General features: G+C 66.3%; 11 protein-coding genes. 4 read left to right on the forward strand and 7 right to left on the reverse strand.

All coding sequences use genetic code 11. The annotated features are described in order from the left end of the window. Positions 1-87 precede the first annotated feature (87 nt). Both QX108_RS04375 and upp read left to right on the forward strand, forming a co-directional pair. The gene (locus tag QX108_RS04375) at positions 88-1,815 is read left to right on the forward strand and encodes a cation:proton antiporter (protein ID WP_315720301.1); all 1,728 of its coding nucleotides are present in this window, start codon (positions 88-90) and stop codon (positions 1,813-1,815) included. Between the two features lie 49 nt (positions 1,816-1,864). Beyond that, on the forward strand, positions 1,865-2,500 hold the full coding sequence (upp, locus tag QX108_RS04380) for a uracil phosphoribosyltransferase (protein WP_315720302.1): 636 nt from the start codon (positions 1,865-1,867) through the stop codon (positions 2,498-2,500). 6 nt (positions 2,501-2,506) lie between these two features. On the opposite strand, the gene QX108_RS04385 is transcribed toward upp, so the two are convergent. From QX108_RS04385 to QX108_RS04405, 5 genes are all read right to left on the reverse strand, one after another. Then, complete coding sequence (locus tag QX108_RS04385) at positions 2,507-3,418, reverse strand: DMT family transporter (protein ID WP_315778565.1); 912 nt, start codon at positions 3,416-3,418, stop codon at positions 2,507-2,509. 95 nt (positions 3,419-3,513) lie between these two features. Next, the gene (locus tag QX108_RS04390; protein ID WP_315778563.1) at positions 3,514-4,395 is read right to left on the reverse strand and encodes an NAD(P)-dependent oxidoreductase; all 882 of its coding nucleotides are present in this window, start codon (positions 4,393-4,395) and stop codon (positions 3,514-3,516) included. Then, a protein-coding gene (gene prfB / locus QX108_RS04395) for a peptide chain release factor 2 (protein ID WP_172133202.1) occupies positions 4,392-5,526 on the reverse strand; the annotation gives its coding sequence in 2 pieces (ribosomal slippage) (positions 4,392-5,456 and positions 5,458-5,526; 1,134 coding nt in all). Before prfB ends, QX108_RS04390 begins: the two co-directional genes overlap by 4 nt. A gap of 124 nt (positions 5,527-5,650) precedes the next feature. Next, complete coding sequence (locus tag QX108_RS04400; RefSeq protein WP_315720306.1) at positions 5,651-8,158, reverse strand: penicillin-binding protein 1A; 2,508 nt, start codon at positions 8,156-8,158, stop codon at positions 5,651-5,653. A gap of 230 nt (positions 8,159-8,388) precedes the next feature. Next, on the reverse strand, positions 8,389-9,705 hold the full coding sequence (locus QX108_RS04405; protein ID WP_315779477.1) for an N-acetylmuramoyl-L-alanine amidase: 1,317 nt from the start codon (positions 9,703-9,705) through the stop codon (positions 8,389-8,391). A gap of 817 nt (positions 9,706-10,522) precedes the next feature. On the opposite strand from QX108_RS04405, the gene QX108_RS04410 reads away from it, so the two are divergent. After that, complete coding sequence (locus QX108_RS04410; RefSeq protein ID WP_315778560.1) at positions 10,523-13,768, forward strand: Rne/Rng family ribonuclease; 3,246 nt, start codon at positions 10,523-10,525, stop codon at positions 13,766-13,768. 116 nt (positions 13,769-13,884) lie between these two features. Here the strand turns inward: QX108_RS04410 and QX108_RS04415 are convergent, their stop codons facing one another. Beyond that, complete coding sequence (locus QX108_RS04415; protein WP_315799387.1) at positions 13,885-14,211, reverse strand: hypothetical protein; 327 nt, start codon at positions 14,209-14,211, stop codon at positions 13,885-13,887. Between the two features lie 53 nt (positions 14,212-14,264). Continuing rightward, positions 14,265-15,464: a pyridoxal phosphate-dependent aminotransferase gene (locus QX108_RS04420; protein WP_315720309.1), complete on the reverse strand. Its 1,200-nt coding sequence runs from the start codon at positions 15,462-15,464 to the stop codon at positions 14,265-14,267. 162 nt (positions 15,465-15,626) lie between these two features. Between QX108_RS04420 and QX108_RS04425 the strand changes: the two genes are divergently transcribed. Beyond that, entirely contained in the window at positions 15,627-17,024 is a 1,398-nt protein-coding gene (locus QX108_RS04425; RefSeq protein WP_315720310.1) for a M48 family metalloprotease, read from the forward strand. Positions 17,025-17,088 lie beyond the last annotated feature (64 nt).

Genomic DNA, 17,088 nt, shown 5'->3' on the forward strand with positions numbered 1-17,088 from the left:
AACGCGAGAACAGCGGTCCCGATGTGACAGATTGCGGGTTTCCTTGCGCGGCGTCGCGACATAAGTTGCCGCCCCGGGGGTTGCTTCATGCATGAACTGATCGGCGACATCACGCTCTGCATCCTGTTTGCGTGGGTGCTGGGACTGGCGGCACATTACTGGCGCCAGCCCTCGATTCTCGCCTATCTGGTCGCAGGCTTCGCCATCGGCCCCTTCGGCACCGGCTGGGTGAAGTCCCAGGAATCCATCTCGGTGATCTCCGAGCTCGGCCTGATCTTCATGCTGTTCATGATCGGGCTGGAGATCGACCTGAAGAAGATCATCCGCGCGGGCCCGGTGATTCTGATCGCCGGCGGCGTCCAGCTGCTCGGCGGCGCCGCGCTCGGCATCCTGTTCTTCGTCGCGATCGGCATGCGGATGGGCGCCGAGAGCTATGACGCACTGTATCTCTGCGTCGCCTGCGCGCTGTCCTCGACCGTGATCATCGTCAAGGTGCTGTACGAGAAGCGCGAGCTCGACACCCTGCCCGGCCGGATCACGCTCGGCGTGCTGGTGCTCCAGGACGTATTCGCGATCCTGTTCCTGGCGGTGCAGCCGAGCCTCGACGACCTTCATGTCAGCGTCATCCTGCTGTCCTTCGCCCGCGCCGGTGCGCTGGTCGCGATCGCGCTGCTGCTCAGCCGCTACGTGCTGCCGGCGCTGTTCCACCGTATCGCCCGGACCCCCGAGCTGATCCTGCTGGGCGCGCTGGCCTGGTGCTTCCTGATCGGCGAGATCGCCGAGCGGCTGCACCTGTCGCGCGAGATGGGCTCCCTGATCGCCGGCGTGTCGCTGTCCACATTCCCCTATGCGCTCGACGTGACCGCCAAGATCACCACCTTGCGCGACTTCTTCATCACGCTGTTCTTCGTCGCGCTCGGCATGACCATCCCGATCCCGACGATGTCCGTGGTCGGGCTGGCGCTGGTGATCGCGCTGTTCACGGTGGCGAGCCGGCTGCTCACGACTTTCACGCCGCTCTACATGATGCGGCAAGGCCTGCGGGCAAGCCTGCTGCCGGCGCTCAACCTCGCCCAGATCAGCGAATTCTCGCTGGTCGTGATCCAGACCGGCGCTGCCGCCGGGCACCTGAAGAACGGCACGTCGGCCGCCGCCTCCTTCGCCTTCGTGCTGCTCGCAGTGCTCTCGACCTTCGTCATCGTGCGCTCCGATCCGATCGCGCGCCGGAGCATCCCGCTGCTCAAGCGGATCGGCCTGCGCGACCTCGACGCCGGCAAGGACGGCGAGGCCGGTCATGACGGCGGCCATGGCGCGGGCCGACCGATCGTGCTGCTCGGCTTCTTCCGTACCGCCAGCGCGCTCCTCAGCGAGATCGAGCGCAACCAGCCGGCCCTGCTGGAGCAGATCGGCGTGGTCGATTTCAATCCGGTTGTGTTCCGCACCCTGTCCGATCGCGGCATCCAGGTAACCTATGGCGACATCAGCAATGTCGATACGCTGGTCCATGCCGGCGTCGGCCAGGCCGAGCTGATCATCCTGAGCATCCCCGACTCGCTGCTCAAGGGCGCCAACAACGAGAAGCTGGTGCGGCACGTCCGCAGCATCAACGCCACCGCCAAGATCGTCGCCACGGCCGACCTGCTCGCCGACGTCAACGACCTCTACAATGCCGGCGCGGACTACGTGACCGTGCCGCGGCTGAGCGATGCCCAAGTGCTGCTCAACCTGATCCAGGACGCCAGCGCCGGCCTGCTGTCCGAGCGCCGACACGAGGCGGAGACCATGCTGGCCGACCGCCGCGAGGTGCTGCCATGAGCCACGCGCCCATCTGGAACATCCGCTCCGATCCCGGTAGACCCGTGCCATGACAAACAGCCACGTCCATGTCGTCGATCACCCGCTGGTCCAGCACAAGCTCACCTTGATGCGCGAGCGCGACCGCTCCACCAAGGGGTTTCGCGAGCTCCTCAACGAGATCGGAATGCTGCTGGCCTACGAGGTCACGCGCGATTTGCCGATCGAGCTGGTCGACATCGACACGCCGATCGCACCGATGAAGGCGCCGAAGATTGCCGGCAAGAAGCTCACGCTGGCGCCGATCCTGCGCGCCGGGGTCGGCTTCCTCGACGGCATGCTGGCCCTGATGCCGTCGGCGCGCATCGCCCATATCGGGCTGTACCGCGATCCCAACACGCTGCAGGCCGTCGAGTATTATTTCAAGGCGCCGCAGGATCTGTCCGATCGCACCGTGATCCTGATGGATCCGATGCTGGCAACGGGCAATTCCGCCTGCGCGGCAGCCGAGCTGCTCAAGGCGCGCGGTGCCCGCGACATCCGCTTCGTCTGCCTGCTCGCTGCGCCGGAAGGCATCGCGCAGTTCGAAAGGGAGCACCCGGACATCCCGATCTGGACCGCCGCGATCGACGAGAAGCTGAACGACCACGCCTATATCGTCCCCGGTCTCGGCGACGCCGGCGACCGGATGTTCGGCACGAAGTAGGAAACGTCAGGAGGCGCGCGGCGCGGCACGTAGAACATTGAAGACGCGTCCGTCGATCACCAGCAGCGCGCTTCCGATCACCAGCGCGCCCACGATCTCCCGCAACGAAACGGACTCGCCGAGCACCAGATATCCGAGCAGCATCGTCGTCAGCGGGATCAGCAGCGTCACCAAGGTCACATTGGTTGCACCGGAGCGGCGCAGGACCTGAAAGAACACGATGTAGGCGAAAGCCGTCGACAGCGTCGCGAGGGCGATGATCGCGAGCCAGGTCTGAAGCCCGGGCATCGGCAGACGCCAGGGCTGGTCGACCACCCCCGCGACGACGAGCATCATCGCGCTCGATGCCGACAGCTGGAAGGTGGCGGTCGCAAGCGGCGGCGAGTTGGCCAGGTGACGCCGCACCAGCAAGGCGGCAACGCCGTAGCTGAACGATGCACCGAGACCGAACAGAATGCCGTAGCCGCCACCGACTGACGCCCCTCCCCTCAGGACCACGACGCCGACGAGGCCAACGATGAGACCGGCGACCCGGCGCGCCGAGAGCCCTTCCTCTCCGGCCGCGGCCATCACCGCGATCGTGAAGAGCGGCGTGGTGGCGTTGAGAACCGCAGCAAGACCGGACGTGATGTAAGTCTGGCCGATGACGATCAGGCAGAACGGCACGACATTGTTGAACAGCGCCACCGCAAAATAGGGCCGCCACCCGGCGATCCCCCTGGGGAGATCGAGCCCCCGCAGGCGCAGGATGGGCAGCAGGATCGCGGCCGCCAGGGCGATGCGCAACAGCACCAGCGTCAGCGGCGGCAGCTCCTTCAGGGCCAGGCCATTGAAGATGAACGAGCCGCTCCACAGCAGGGACAGCAGACCGAGCAGCGACCAGTCCCGTGGATCCATCCTGTCATTGGGAAATACCATCGAAGCCCGCCGCTGTCCGAATGTCGGCGATCGTTGCAGCGGCCGCCAAGAACTGTCCACCCGCTTTCCGTCGGTGCAGAGGCTCGCCGCCGAGGTCAGGCCTTCGGCCGCGAGACCAGCTCGATCATGCGGCCCTCGTCTTCATCGGGCATCGCTGCCTTGGCCTGCGCATAGGCCTCGACTGCGGCCTGCGCCATCACGGGGCGCGCGCCGAGCAGCTCCTCGGCGAGCCGCAAGGCATAGGCCGCGTCCTTGTGGCGGAGCGCGGCGGTGAAGCTGGCGTCGGCGAAGTTGCGGGCGACCATGCGCGGGGCGTGACGCAGCACCTGCGGGCTCGCCGCCACGCCGCTCTGGATCGCCTCCAGCACGAGGTCCATGTCGAGCCCGGCCTGCTCGGCGATCGCGAGCCCCTCGGCCAGGCCTGCGATCTGCATCGCGCCCAGCAGGTTGTTGATCAGCTTGTAGACCGTGCCCGCCCCTACCGGCCCGAAATGCCGGATGGTCGAGCCGATCGGTGCCAGATATGGCCGCGCGCGCTCGAGGTCGGCAGCGTCGGCGCCAACCAGCAAGGTTAGCTTGCCCCCGGCTGCCGCATCCGGCAGCCCCGTGACCGGACAATCGAGATAGATCACGCCGCGCGCATTCAGCTCGCGCGAGAGGCGCAGCGCGTGGTCGCGGGATACGGTCGAGCATTCGATGGCGATCGTACCCACCCGCATGGTGGCCGCAGCACCATCGGGGCCGAGCCAGACCGTGCGCGAGGCGTCGTCATCGGCCACCATCGTCACGACGGCATCGGCATCGATCGCCGCGTCGGCCGGCGACGTCGACCAGCGCGCACCGCGCGCGATCAGATCGTCGGCCTTGGCCCTGCTGCGGTTCCAAACCGCAACGGAATGGCCGGCATCGAGGTAGCGCCCGGCCATGCCATGACCCATGCGTCCGAGCCCGATGAAGGCAATTCGGGCCGCGGTCAATCGACGTCCTCGATTGCGGCACCCGGCGTCGTGCCGAACGCCCGCTGCGCCAGGGTCGCCGCCATGAACTCGTCGAGATCGCCGTCGAGCACGCCGGACGTGTCGGAGGTCTGCACGCCCGTGCGCAGATCCTTCACCATCTGATAGGGCTGCAGCACGTAGGAGCGGATCTGGTGACCCCAGCCGATCTCGGTCTTGGCCGCCTGGTCGGCTGCCGCCTTCTCCTCGCGCTTCTTCAGCTCGATCTCGTAGAGACGCGCGCGCAGCATGTCCCACGCCTGGGCGCGATTCTTGTGCTGGGAGCGGCCGGCCTGGCAGACCACCGCAACGCCGGTCGGGATATGCGTCAGCCGCACCGCCGATTCGGTCTTGTTGACGTGCTGACCGCCGGCACCGCCCGACCGCATCGTGTCGACGCGCACGTCGGACTCCTTGATGTCGATCTTGATCGAGTCGTCGATCACCGGGAAGATCTGCACCGACGAGAACGAAGTGTGGCGCCGCGCATTCGAATCGAACGGCGAGATCCGCACCAGCCGATGCACGCCGGCTTCCGTCTTCAGCCAGCCATAGGCATTGTGGCCGGAGATCTGGATGGTCGCCGACTTGATGCCGGCCTCTTCGCCGAGCGATTCTTCGAGATACTCGACCTTGAAGCCGTGGGTCTCGGCCCAGCGCGTGTACATGCGCAGCAGCATCGAGGCCCAGTCCTGGCTCTCGGTGCCGCCGGCGCCCGCATGGACCTCGAGATAGGTGTCGAACTTGTCGGCCTCGCCGGACAGCAGAGCCTCGAGCTCGCGCCGCGCGACGTCCTTCTTCAGCTCCTTGAGCGCGTTCTCGGCTTCCGTGACCACGCCGGCATCGTTCTCGGCCTCGCCGAGCTCGATCATCTCGATGTTGTCGCTGAGTTCACGCTCGACCTTGCCGATGCCGGTCAGCGAATCCTCGAGCGAGGTCCGCTCCTGCATCAACCTCTGAGCTTTCTGGGGGTCGTTCCAGAGATTGGGATCCTCGGCGAGCTTGTTCAGCTCCGCCAGCCTTGCCGTCGATGTCTCGACGTCAAAGATGCCTCCTCAGCAGCCCGACAGACTGCTTGATCTCTTCTACGATTTTTTCGATTTCGGCGCGCATGTCGCTCTCTTCGGGCCGCAGCGGACAACGCCGCGGCAATCACGTCTGACAGGGGATGTAGCGGCGCGCAGCGCAAAGCGCAATCGCCCTGCACCACGCCAGCGCCAGTTTCACCCGTCTGACCCTAGTAGAGGCTTCCCGTTCCCGGACGGATGATGAAGCCGCCGGTGTCGGGCTGTCCGCCACTCTGCGACGGCATCATGCGCCCATCGGCATCGGCCACGCCGATGACGGAGTAGTTGTCCGGCGGCGCCGTGCCCGGCTTGAACGCCTCCATGATCGTGCGGCCGCCGTCACCGGGGCTCGCGCGCATGCCGGTCTTGGAGTCGACGCGCACCAGCTTGATGCCGGCCGGGATCTTGAACGGTGTGGCAGGCTTGTCCGCGAGCGCGAGCTTCATGAAGTCCTTGGCGATCGGCGCGGCGAGATGGCCGCCGGTCGCGGCATTGCCTTTGCCGAGCGGGCGCGGCTTGTCGTAGCCCATGTAGATGGCGACCGCGAGGTCCGGCGAGAAGCCGACGAACCAGGCGTCCTTGGCCTCGTTGGTGGTGCCCGTCTTGCCGGCGATCGGCTTGCCGACCTCCCTGAGCACGGTCGCCGTACCGGCCTGCACCACGCCCTCGAGCATCGAGGTGATCTGGTACGCCGTCATCGTATCCAGCACCTGCTCGCGGCGATCGACCAGCTGCGGCTCGCTCTGGTTCTTCCAGCCATCCGGCGCGTCGCAGCCGCGGCACTCGCGGGCATCGTGCTTGAAGATGGTGTGGCCGTAGCGGTCCTGGATTCGGTCGATCAAGGTGGGCTTCACGCGGCGGCCGCCATTGGCGATCATCGAATACGCCGTGACCATGCGCATCGCCGTGGTCTCGCCCGCGCCGAGTGCGTAGGACAGATAGTTCGGCAGCTCATCATAGACGCCGAAGCGGCGCGCATATTCGGAGATCAGCGGCATGCCGACGTCCTGCGCGAGCCGCACGGTCACCGTGTTGAGCGACAGCCGCAACGCGTTGCGCAGGGTCGTGGGTCCGAGATACTTGCCGTTGGAGAAGTTGTCCGGGCGCCAGACCTGGCCGCCCTGCCCTTGGTCGATCTCGATCGGCGCGTCCACGACCTGGGTCGAGGGCGTGTAGCCGTTGTCGAGCGCCGACGAATAGACGATCGGCTTGAACGACGATCCGGGCTGCCGGTAGGCCTGCGTCGCGCGGTTGAACTGGCTCTGGTCGAACGAGAAGCCGCCGACCATCGCGAGCACGCGCCCGGTGTTCGGATCCATCGCGACCATCGCTCCGGACACTTCTGGCAGCTGCTCGAGGCGATACTGGCCTTCGACCGGATTGCCTTCCTTGAACAGCGGGTCAGCATAGATCACGTCACCCGGCTGCAGAACCTGAGCAACCGAAGTCGGCACCTTGCCGCGGCCGTTGGGTGTCGCCGCGCGCGCCCACTTCACGCCGTCGAGCGTGATCAGGCCGGTCTGCCGTTCCTTGCTGACGGCGCCGCCCAGCTCGCGCGGCGGCTGAAAGCCGATACGCGCCGACTGATCGCTGGTCTCCAGCACCACGGCCATCCGCCATGGCGAGATGTCCGACAGCGACTTGATCTCAGCGAGCTTGAGGCCCCAATCACCCGAGATGTCGAGCTTGGAAACGGCTCCGCGATAGCCCTGCTCCTGGTCATAGCGCACGAGGCCTGCGACCATGGCCTTGCGCGCCATCACCTGGATCTTCGGATCGAGCGTGGTGCGAACCGACAGCCCTCCCTCATAGAGCTTCTTCTCGCCGTAGCGTTCGAAGATGTCGCGGCGGACTTCCTCGGCGAAATATTCGCCGGCGAAGATGTGCGCGCCGGTGTTGCGGCTCGCGATGGTCAGCGGATCCTTGCGCGCCTTGTCGGCGTCGGCCTGCTTGATCCAGCCGTTCTCCAGGAGACGGTCGACCACGTAGTTGCGCCGCTCGATGGCGCGGTCGCGGTTGCGGATCGGATGCAGGCTGCCCGGCATCTTCGGCAGGGCCGCCAGATAGGCCGCCTCGGCCACCGTGAGCTCGTTGACCGACTTGTCGAAATAGACCAGCGACGCCGCAGCGATACCGTAAGCGCCCGAGCCGAGATAGATCTCGTTCAGATAGAGCTCGAGAATCTTGTCCTTGGAATAGGTGCGCTCGATGCGCATCGCCAGCAGCGCTTCCTTGATCTTGCGCGCGAACGACACTTCGTTGGTCAGCAGGAAGTTCTTGGCGACCTGCTGGGTGATCGTGGAAGCGCCCTGCGGACGGCGATTCGAGCCGAAGTTCTGGGCATAAACGACGGCGGCGCGGGCCATGCCCGTGAAGTCGATGCCGCCATGCTCGTAGAAATTCTTGTCCTCGGCCGCGAGGAACGCGTTGATGACGAGCTTCGGCACCGCCTGGATCGGCAGATAGAGCCGTCGCTCCCTGGCATATTCGCCCACCAGCGAGCCGTCGACCGCGTGCACGCGCGTCATCACCGGCGGCTCGTAATCCTGCAGCTGGGAATAATCAGGCAAGTCCTTGGAAAAATGCCAGATCAGGCCTGCCGCCGCCGCCACACCGACCAGGAAGACAACGGTGCCGGCCGCGAACAGGAAGCCCAAAAACCGCACGAGAAAGCGCATCGGCAAATATCCGTTCCAACTCTTGTTCGTCTCTTGGCTTGGACGCGGCGCGCCGGAAAAGACGCGGCCGCCAAATCACGAGGTCGGCTGCGATGCCACGTGACCCATGCCAGAGCAACGCGCGGTCAAGCCTATCAGCGGTCAAGCCTATCACAACTCTGCGGAGAAGGAATCCTCACGTGATTCCGGGTGCCTCGCAGCACGTTTATACGGATGTTGCTGTGGCCAAACTAGGGCTTTGCACGTGGCGGAGCGGGCTTGTCCGGCTTCTCGGCACCCGCATTGGCGACGCGCTTGGCCAGAAAGGCGTCGATCGCCTTGGCCATCGCATCCGCTGTGCGCGACCGCCACGCCTCGGAAACCAGGTTCCCCATGTCGCCCTTGTTGGAGACATAGCCGAGCTCAACCAGGACCGACGGAACGTCGGGAGCCTTGAGGACCCGGAAACCAGCCGATTTGAGCGGCCGCTTATGCATGTGCACCGCGGTCTTCATGTCGTTCATCAATAGTCGGGCAAACCTATTGGAAAACGTGCGCGTTTCCCTCCTTGCCAGATCGAACAGGATGTCGGCGACGTCGGCCGGCTCCTCGGTGAGGTTGACGCCACCGATCTGGTCGGCGCGGTTCTCCGCCTCCGCCAGCCGCTCGGCCTCGACGTCGGAGGCCTTATCGGCCAACGTATAGATGGTGGCGCCCTGCGCGGTGCCCTCGCCTCGCGGCAGCGCATCAGCATGGATTGAGACGAACAGCGCCGCCGACTGCTTCTGGGCGATCCGCACCCGGTCTCCGAGTGGGATGAAGGTGTCGTCATCACGGGTCATGACCACGCGGAACTTGCCGGATCGTTCCAGCCGGTCACGCAGCGCCTGGCCGAAGGCGAGCACCAGGTTCTTCTCCGGCACCTCGCCACCCTGAGTTCCGTAATCGATGCCGCCATGGCCGGGGTCGATCACGACCACGGGCCGGTTGTCCGGCGGGCCGCCGGCGGGCGGGGCTGCGACGGCGACAGTCGTCGGCGGCGGCCTGACGATGGGAGGCGCGACGCCGCCCGTTGCGGTAACGGGCGACGCCGAATCGGCGCCCCTGGACGGCGTACGGCCGTCGACGCCGATCGCACGCGCGAAAGTGGCCTCGTCTACCTCCTCGAGTTCCAGCACCAGCCGCGGCGGCTGGCCGTTGGCGGCATCGAGGACGGTGGAGTTCGCGATTCGGGCGGGGCCGGTGAGGTCGAACACGATTCGGGAGCCGCCGGGCATGACCATGCCATAGCGAAACGCCTTCACCAGCCCGCGGCCGCCCGTTCCCGCCCCCGTCGGCAGATGAAAGCTCACCTGCGGCAGATCGACCACCACCCTATAGGGTTCGCTGAGCAGGAACGCCCGGTACGGCACCGTCTTGTCGAGATCGAGCACAAACCGGGTCTGGCGGGAATCGCCGGCCAGCCGCGCATCCGTCGCGATCGGGAACCCCGGACCGACCACGGCAGGCGGCACCTGACCGACCGGTCCGCTCTGGGCGCGGGCGGGCGCGAAGGCCGCGCATAACATTTGCGTGACGCAGAGCGCCGCACATCCCAGCAAAGAAAGGTAATTTGCCCGGCGAGCTGCCAATTCCGTGCCTCCGCGGGACCGTCTTACCGCAACCAATCCCAGGGGTTAACCGCCTAATTTTGTCATTTTCGTTAAAGGCCACCGATTGTTGCGGTTCCGCGACGCTTCCCTTGCACCGCCTGTCCATTCCTCGTATGTACGAACGGCTGAAGGCTATTCCTTACTGCCGGTTGTGTCGCGTTCAACCTCCCGGTGAAACGCCGGAAGCTTCGTGATCGGGTTCCTCTTGGTTCGTCGATCGTTGCGGAGATTCCTGCGCCTTTCCGACGCTCCATGAAGCCTGCGCGCCCCCGCGCGGCTGCGACGGAGAGCTGGTCACGAGCCGAGTAGCGCCGTCACAGGCGTCGTCTGGCCGAGACCATCCGGGCACGAGGTCAGATATGGCCAAGGTCAGACACGGCGTAGCCTGATACCACATTCCTAACGGAATGGGTGTTGATCCAGGGCAAGCGTCTCGGCGCGATCTGGCTTTCGGCAAAGAGCAAGGCGGCACCCGCTGCCGCCCACATATTCCAGACGGGCCGACGCTTGATGCGCCAGACTGAGTTGCCAACCATGACCAGCGGACGATCCGCGCCGATGCGGGGCCCGACCCCCGCCCGGCAGATCACCCCGCCGGCCTCACGGTTGGCGCGGCGCGACCAGCTGCGTTTAGGCCTTCCCCTCACCCCCGAATCAGGTGGACCGTCGCGTCGTCCGACAGCGCGCCACGCGCTCGCGGCCAATCGCGTCCGTCGCCTCCAAGAGTTCAAATATGCCCAACAAGATGTTGATCGATGCTACCCACCCGGAAGAGACCCGGGTCGTTGTCGTCCGCGGCAACCGCGTCGAGGAATTTGATTTCGAGACGGCCCAACGCAAGCAACTGCGGGGCAACATCTACCTGGCCAAGGTCACCCGCGTTGAGCCTTCGCTGCAGGCCGCCTTTGTCGAGTACGGCGGCAATCGCCACGGCTTCCTGGCCTTCAGCGAAATCCATCCCGACTACTATCAGATCCCCGTCGCCGACCGGCAGGCGCTGATCGAGGCCGAGGAGCGCGCGCACCGCGAAGCCGAGGAAGAGAGCGAGAACCGCTCCAACCGCCGACGCAACCGTCACCGCAGCTCCCGGCGCCGCGGCAGCGGCGAGCGCGTGCAGAGCGAGATCGTCGAGGCTGCCGAGGCGGGTCATCCCGCCCCGGCCGAAGACCATGAGGCCGGGCACGACACGCACGAACACGACACGCACGAACAGGACACTCACGAACACGACACCTACGCGCAGCACGCCTACGCGCACGACGATCATTCCGATCAGCCGCATGCCGATCACGCCGAGGCCCCGGGCTTTTCCGAGGCTGCGGTCGAGACCTCCGGCCACGAGGGCGCGGACCAGACTGAGCAGAGCCCGGCGACGGAGCCGCGCGGCGATGCCGACGCGCATCATGATGCCGTCGCGACCCGCGACCAGGCCGAGCACAGCGCGGCTGCAGAGCAGCAGGCTGCGGCCGGCGACGCCGCCGCGGTCGAGGCGGCCAGTGCCGCCGCAGCGGACGAGCATCACGACGACCAGCATGACCACGAGACCCACGACCGCGATGAGCATGATCATGACGAGCATGAGCATGATCACGATGGGCACGAGCACGACGATGACGTCGCCGACATCGCGCCGGTCGCCGAGCATGAAGGCAATGGCGTCACGATCGTCCCGGGCGACGACAATGATGCAGAGGCCGTTGCCGGCGACCACGAGGATGACGACGAGGACGGCGACGACATCGAGGAAGAGGTCGTCGAATCCGTGGGCGGTGACGACGTGCTCGAGGAGGTGCCGGAGCGCACCTTCCGTCCGCGCCGCCAGTACAAGATCCAGGAGGTCATCAAGCGCCGCCAGGTGATGCTGGTGCAGGTCGTGAAGGAGGAGCGCGGCAACAAGGGCGCAGCGCTGACGACCTACCTGTCGCTGGCCGGCCGCTACGCCGTGCTGATGCCCAACACCGCCCGCGGTGGCGGCATCAGCCGCAAGATCACCTCGGCGCAGGATCGCTCGCGCCTGAAGGAGGTGGTGCAGGACCTCGACGTGCCCGAGGGCATGGGCGTGATCCTGCGCACCGCCGGCGCCAACCGTACCAAGCCCGAGATCAAGCGCGACTTCGAATATCTGCTGCGGCTGTGGGAAACCGTCCGCGACATGACCTTGAAGTCGCAGGCGCCGACCCTGGTCTACGAGGAAGGCTCGCTGATCAAGCGCTCGCTGCGCGACCTCTACAACAAGGAGATCGACGAGATCCTGGTGGCCGGCGAAGCCGGCTATCGCGAGGCGCACGACTTCATGAAGATGCTGATGCCGACCAATGTCCGGGCGGTGAAGCAGTATCGTGACGGTCAGCCGCTGTTCTCGCGGATGGGCGTGGAGAGCCAGCTCGACGCGATGTTCTCGCCGACCGTTCAGCTGCGCTCGGGCGGCTATATCGTGCTCAACCAGACCGAGGCGCTGGTCTCGATCGACGTGAACTCCGGCCGCGCCACGCGCGAGCATCACATCGAGGACACCGCCCTCAAGACCAACATGGAGGCCGCCGAGGAAGTGGCGCGCCAGCTCCGGCTGCGCGATCTCGCCGGACTGATCGTCATCGACTTCATCGACATGGACGAGAAGCGCAACAACCGCTCCGTCGAACGCAAGCTGTCGGACTGCCTGCGGCAGGATCGCGCGCGCATCCAGGTTGGCCGCATCTCGCATTTCGGCCTGCTGGAGATGTCGCGCCAGCGCATCCGTGCCAGCGTGCTGGAGAGCTCGACCGAGCCATGCGCGCATTGCGGCGGAACGGGACATGTGCGGTCGGTGTCATCGGTGGCGCTGCAGCTGCTGCGCAGCCTCGAAGAGACGCTGATGAAGGGCGCGACCCACAATCTGGTGGTCCGCACCCGCACGGAGGTGGCGCTCTACGTGCTCAACCACAAGCGCGGCCATCTGCGCGACCTCGAGAACGGCTTCAAGGTCTCGCTCGCCGTCATTGCCGATCCGAATGTCAGCGGCCAGCAATCGTTCATCATCGATCGGGGCGAGCAGGTTCATACGCTCGAGGCCGCCAAGGCGCTGCTCGTGGCGCAAGCGTCCGCCCCCTCCCTCGTGGCCGAGGACGTCTACGACGAGGAGGAGCCGTTCGACATCGAGACGGAGTCCGAAGTCGAGACCGAGGAGACCGAAGGCCTGTCCGAAGATGGGCAGGATGGCGCTGCGGGTGACGGCGAGCGCGAAGGCACCCGCCGCAAGCGGCGCCGGCGCCGGCGCGGCCGCGGCAGCGAGGCCCGCGAGGGCACGCTGCCCGAAGGCGCTTCCGAATCACCGTCTGCCGAGCCCGCCCTCGCCGCCGATCAGCCGGCCGAGGACGGCGAGGCGGAAGACGATGAGGCTGACGAACAGCCTGCTTTCGCACAGGGCGAGGCATCCGATCAGGCCGGCGGCGAGCGGCGGCCCCGCCGCCGCGGCCGCCGCGGCGGCCGCCGTCGGCGTGGTGGTGCAGATGATGGTCTCGCGGCATCGATCGGCGATGAGCTGGCCCCGCCCCAGGCTTCGGAGGCGGAAGCCGCCGTTGCCGATTTCGACGGCAACGGCGTGTCCCATCACGACGAGCCGGCAGAGCAGGCCACGTCGGAGTTGGCCACAGCCGCTGCCGAGGTCGATCAGGCGACCGTCCCCGCCGTAACGGCTGCGTCACAGCCCCCTGCCGCCGACGTTCAGGTGCAGGAGACCGAGGCGCCCAAGTCTGAGACGCCCAAGTCTGAGACCGAAAAGGCCCCGCGCCGCTCCACGGTCCGCGAAAAGGTCAGCTTCGCCACCGAGCCCAAGCCGGACAACGCGGTTTCGGCCGTAAACGTTGCCGAGAGCAGTCCGACCGCGCCGGCGGCTGACAGCGCGGCACCTGAGCCGGTCGCAACCGAACCGGCGGATTCGACGACACCGTCGGCTCCGCGCCGAGCGGGCTGGTGGTCACGCCGCTTCGGCGGGCAGTAATCGCCAACGGCTCCAGCGCCGCCCACCGGTGGAACCCTTCCGACGCAAAACGCCCGGCCAGATGGCCGGGCGTTTTTGTCGGGCTGGCGTGTGGGATCGGGCGTGCCGACGTCGGCTCAGCCGCTCGCGACCGCGGGCTCGACGTCAGACGGATCGAGAATGCGATCACGCACGCGGCATCTGCGCCGGATGACAACCGGCAAGGTGGCCGTCAGTGGGACAAAGCCGGCCCAGTGATGCCGCTGGCGCTCGTCGTAGCCCGGTCGGGACGACCAGGCCAACACCCGGCATGGACCGAGCCGCTCCAGCTTCTCCATCCGCTGTGGCAACACGCTCTCGCACAAGCTCGTGCCGAACACGATCGGGAGCACTTCCTTGACGTAGCGATCCCTGCCGTAGAGCGTGATCCGGAAAAGTGGAAACCGGTTTTCCGAAAAGATCATGCTCAAACAAAGAGATAAGATCATGATGCGTTTCCGCCGAAACGCATCATGATCTAACCGAGCCAGCGCGCGATCCGGGCCACCGCCTCGCGCATGTCGTCGGCCGAGCGTGCATAGGAAAAGCGCACGAAGCTGCGGCCGTGGATCGGGTCGAAGTCGACGCCGGGCGTCGACGCGACGTGGGTTTCCTGCAGCATGCGCTTGGCGAACTCGAAGCTGTCGGAGGTGAAGTCGGAGACGTCGGCATAAAGGTAGAAGGCACCATCGGCCGGCAGGAACCTGGTCAGGCCCGCCTTCGGAAAACCCTCGATCAGGATGCGGCGATTCTCCTGATAGCCGTGCTTGATCGATTCCATCTCGGCGCGGCCATCGAAGGCTGCTTCCGCGGCGATCTGCGACAGGGTCGGCACGGAGATCGCCAGATTCTGCTGGAGACGCTCGATCGGGCGGACCAGGGCATCCGGCACCACCATCCAGCCGATGCGCCAGCCGGTCATGCAGAAGTATTTCGAGAACGAGTTGATGATCAGGGCGTCCGCCGACAGCTCGGCCGCGGTGACCGCGGGAAAGGCATAGTCGAGGCCGTGATAAATCTCGTCGGAGATGAAGCGAATGCCGGCCTCGCGCGCGGCCGCAATGACGCCGCCCAGCGCCTCGCGCGACATCATCGTCCCCGTCGGATTGGCGGGGCTCGCCACCAGCACGCCCTTCAGCGGCGTCTTACGATGGGCCGCGAGCAGCGCCTCGCCGGTCAGTGCATGGCGGTTCTCGGCGGTGGTCTCGATCAGCACCGGCTCGCAGCCGAGCGCGGTCAGGATGTGGCGATATGGCGGATATCCCGGCACCGTGACGGCGACGCGATCACCCGGCTCGAACATCGCGAGGAACGCCAGGATGAAGCCGGCCGAAGATCCCGTCGTGATCACGATGCGCGACGGATCGATCTCGCAAGCGTGCGTCTCGCGATAATGACGCGCGATTCGTTGTCGCAGCGACGAGAGCCCGAGCGCGGACGTATAGTCGATGCGCGCCCGATCGAGCGCAGCATGCGCGGCCGCGATCGCGGCCCGCGGGGCCGGCGCGGCGGGCTGGCCGACCTCCATGTGGATCACGTGGCCGCCCTCTGCCTCGATGCGCTCGGCCGCAGCCATCACGTCCATCACCATGAACGGCGGAACATTGCTGCGCGCGGACGGCGCCGTGAGGCTGGCGATCCGCTGTTCCAATGTCGGTATCACTGTCGCATCCACCATCAAGATCTGCTATGCACCCCGGCTGTTCGGACCCGCTCCCTGAACCGGCCGGACCCTCGATGGGTCTCATTCGGGACTTTGTTCGCCGCAGATGAGCCGCATTCCGCCGTTTGGTGGGCAATAGCCCGTATCGAGCCTCACGCCAATTGCAAAGATCGCCTGATGTTGCTCCCTATCGTGCTTCGCAAGAAATTGTCCGGCGGACTCGCCGCGATCATCGCAGCAGCGGTGGCGCTTGCACCGTTCGCGCCCGCTTCGGCGCAGCAGGGCAAGGGACCGCCGATCCTGCGCGACACCGAGACCGAAGTGCTGCTGCGTGAGTACACGCGGCCGATCCTGCGCGCGGCCGGCCTCGAGAAGCAGAACATCCAGATGGTCATCATCAATGATGGCTCGTTCAACGCATTCGTCGCCGACGGCCGCCGCATCTTCGTGAACTACGGCGCGATCATGCAGTCGGAAAATCCGAACCAATTGATCGGCGTGCTCGCCCACGAGACCGGCCATCTCGCCGGCGGTCACCTCGCCAAGCTGCGCCAGCAGCTCGCCACCGCGCAGACGCAAATGATCATCGCCACCATTCTCGGCGCCGGCGCGCTCGCGGTCGGTGCCCGCGGCGGCGGCAATAGCGGGCTGGCCAATGCCGGCGCAGCGACGCTGTCGGCGCCGGGTGAGGTCATCCGCCGCTCGCTGCTGTCCTATCAGCGTCAGCAGGAGGAGAACGCCGATCGGGCCGGCGTGAAATTCCTCAGCGCGACCGGCCAGTCGCCCAAAGGCATGTACGAGACCTTCAAGCGCTTCACCAACGAGAGCCTGTTCGCGGCCCGCGGCGCCGATCCCTATCTGCAATCCCATCCGATGCCCGCCGACCGCGTCGAGGCGCTGGAGGGGCTGGCGCGGCAGTCGCCCTATTGGGACAAGAAGGACGATGCCGCGCTGCAAATGCGTCACGACATGGTCCGGGCCAAGATCTCCGCCTTCATGGAGCGGCCGGACACCGTCGCCCGGCGCTATCCGTCCTCCGACAACAGCCTTCCGGCGCGCTATGCACGGGCGATCTCGACCTATCTCCACGGCGACCTGCGCAGCGCGCTGGGCCAGATCGACGCCCTGATCCAGGTGCAGCCCAGCAATCCTTATTTCTACGAGGTCCGCGGTCAGGCCCTGCTCGAAGGCGGCCGCCCGGCGGAGGCGATCGCGCCGCTGCGCAAGGCGGCGCAGCTCTCCAATAACGCACCGCTCATCAACATGTTACTTGGCCAAGCCTTGGTGGCGTCCGAGAACAAGGCCTACACTGAGGAGGCGATCTCGATCCTGCGCGCGGCGGTCGCGCGCGAATCCGAGGCGCCGCTCGGCTACTCCCAGCTCGCGATGGCCTATGGCCGCAAGGGCGACTATGCGGAGGCCGATCTGGCCTCGGCCCAGGCGGCTTTCCTGCGTGGCGACAACAAGACCGCGCGCGAGCTCGCATCGCGCGCCAAGACGCGCTTTGCCGTGGGATCGCCGGGATGGGTCAAGGCCGACGACATCGTCGCATCAAAGCCACTTTCGAGCCAGTAGAACGAAGAGATTGCTGCTAACATCGACGCCGGAATACTGAGATACCACCCCAGCCCTCGCCAAG

It is taken from the genome of Bradyrhizobium sp. SZCCHNR1002 (genome assembly GCF_032381435.1).
In the GTDB taxonomy this organism is placed as follows: domain Bacteria; phylum Pseudomonadota; class Alphaproteobacteria; order Rhizobiales; family Xanthobacteraceae; genus Bradyrhizobium; species Bradyrhizobium aeschynomenes.

What these genes read in the sequence shown, in the direction of transcription:
- QX108_RS04425 (WP_315720310.1), top strand. Translation starts at nt 15,627, where the DNA reads ATGTTGCTCCCTATCGTGCTTCGCAAGAAATTGTCCGGCGGACTCGCC.
- QX108_RS04405 (WP_315779477.1), bottom strand. Translation starts at nt 9,705, where the DNA reads ATGTTATGCGCGGCCTTCGCGCCCGCCCGCGCCCAGAGCGGACCGGTC.
- QX108_RS04400 (WP_315720306.1), bottom strand. Translation starts at nt 8,158, where the DNA reads ATGCGCTTTCTCGTGCGGTTTTTGGGCTTCCTGTTCGCGGCCGGCACC.
- QX108_RS04385 (WP_315778565.1), bottom strand. Translation starts at nt 3,418, where the DNA reads ATGGTATTTCCCAATGACAGGATGGATCCACGGGACTGGTCGCTGCTC.
- QX108_RS04410 (WP_315778560.1), top strand. Translation starts at nt 10,523, where the DNA reads ATGCCCAACAAGATGTTGATCGATGCTACCCACCCGGAAGAGACCCGG.
- QX108_RS04375 (WP_315720301.1), top strand. Translation starts at nt 88, where the DNA reads ATGCATGAACTGATCGGCGACATCACGCTCTGCATCCTGTTTGCGTGG.
- upp (WP_315720302.1), top strand. Translation starts at nt 1,865, where the DNA reads ATGACAAACAGCCACGTCCATGTCGTCGATCACCCGCTGGTCCAGCAC.
- QX108_RS04415 (WP_315799387.1), bottom strand. Translation starts at nt 14,211, where the DNA reads ATGATCTTTTCGGAAAACCGGTTTCCACTTTTCCGGATCACGCTCTAC.
- QX108_RS04420 (WP_315720309.1), bottom strand. Translation starts at nt 15,464, where the DNA reads ATGGTGGATGCGACAGTGATACCGACATTGGAACAGCGGATCGCCAGC.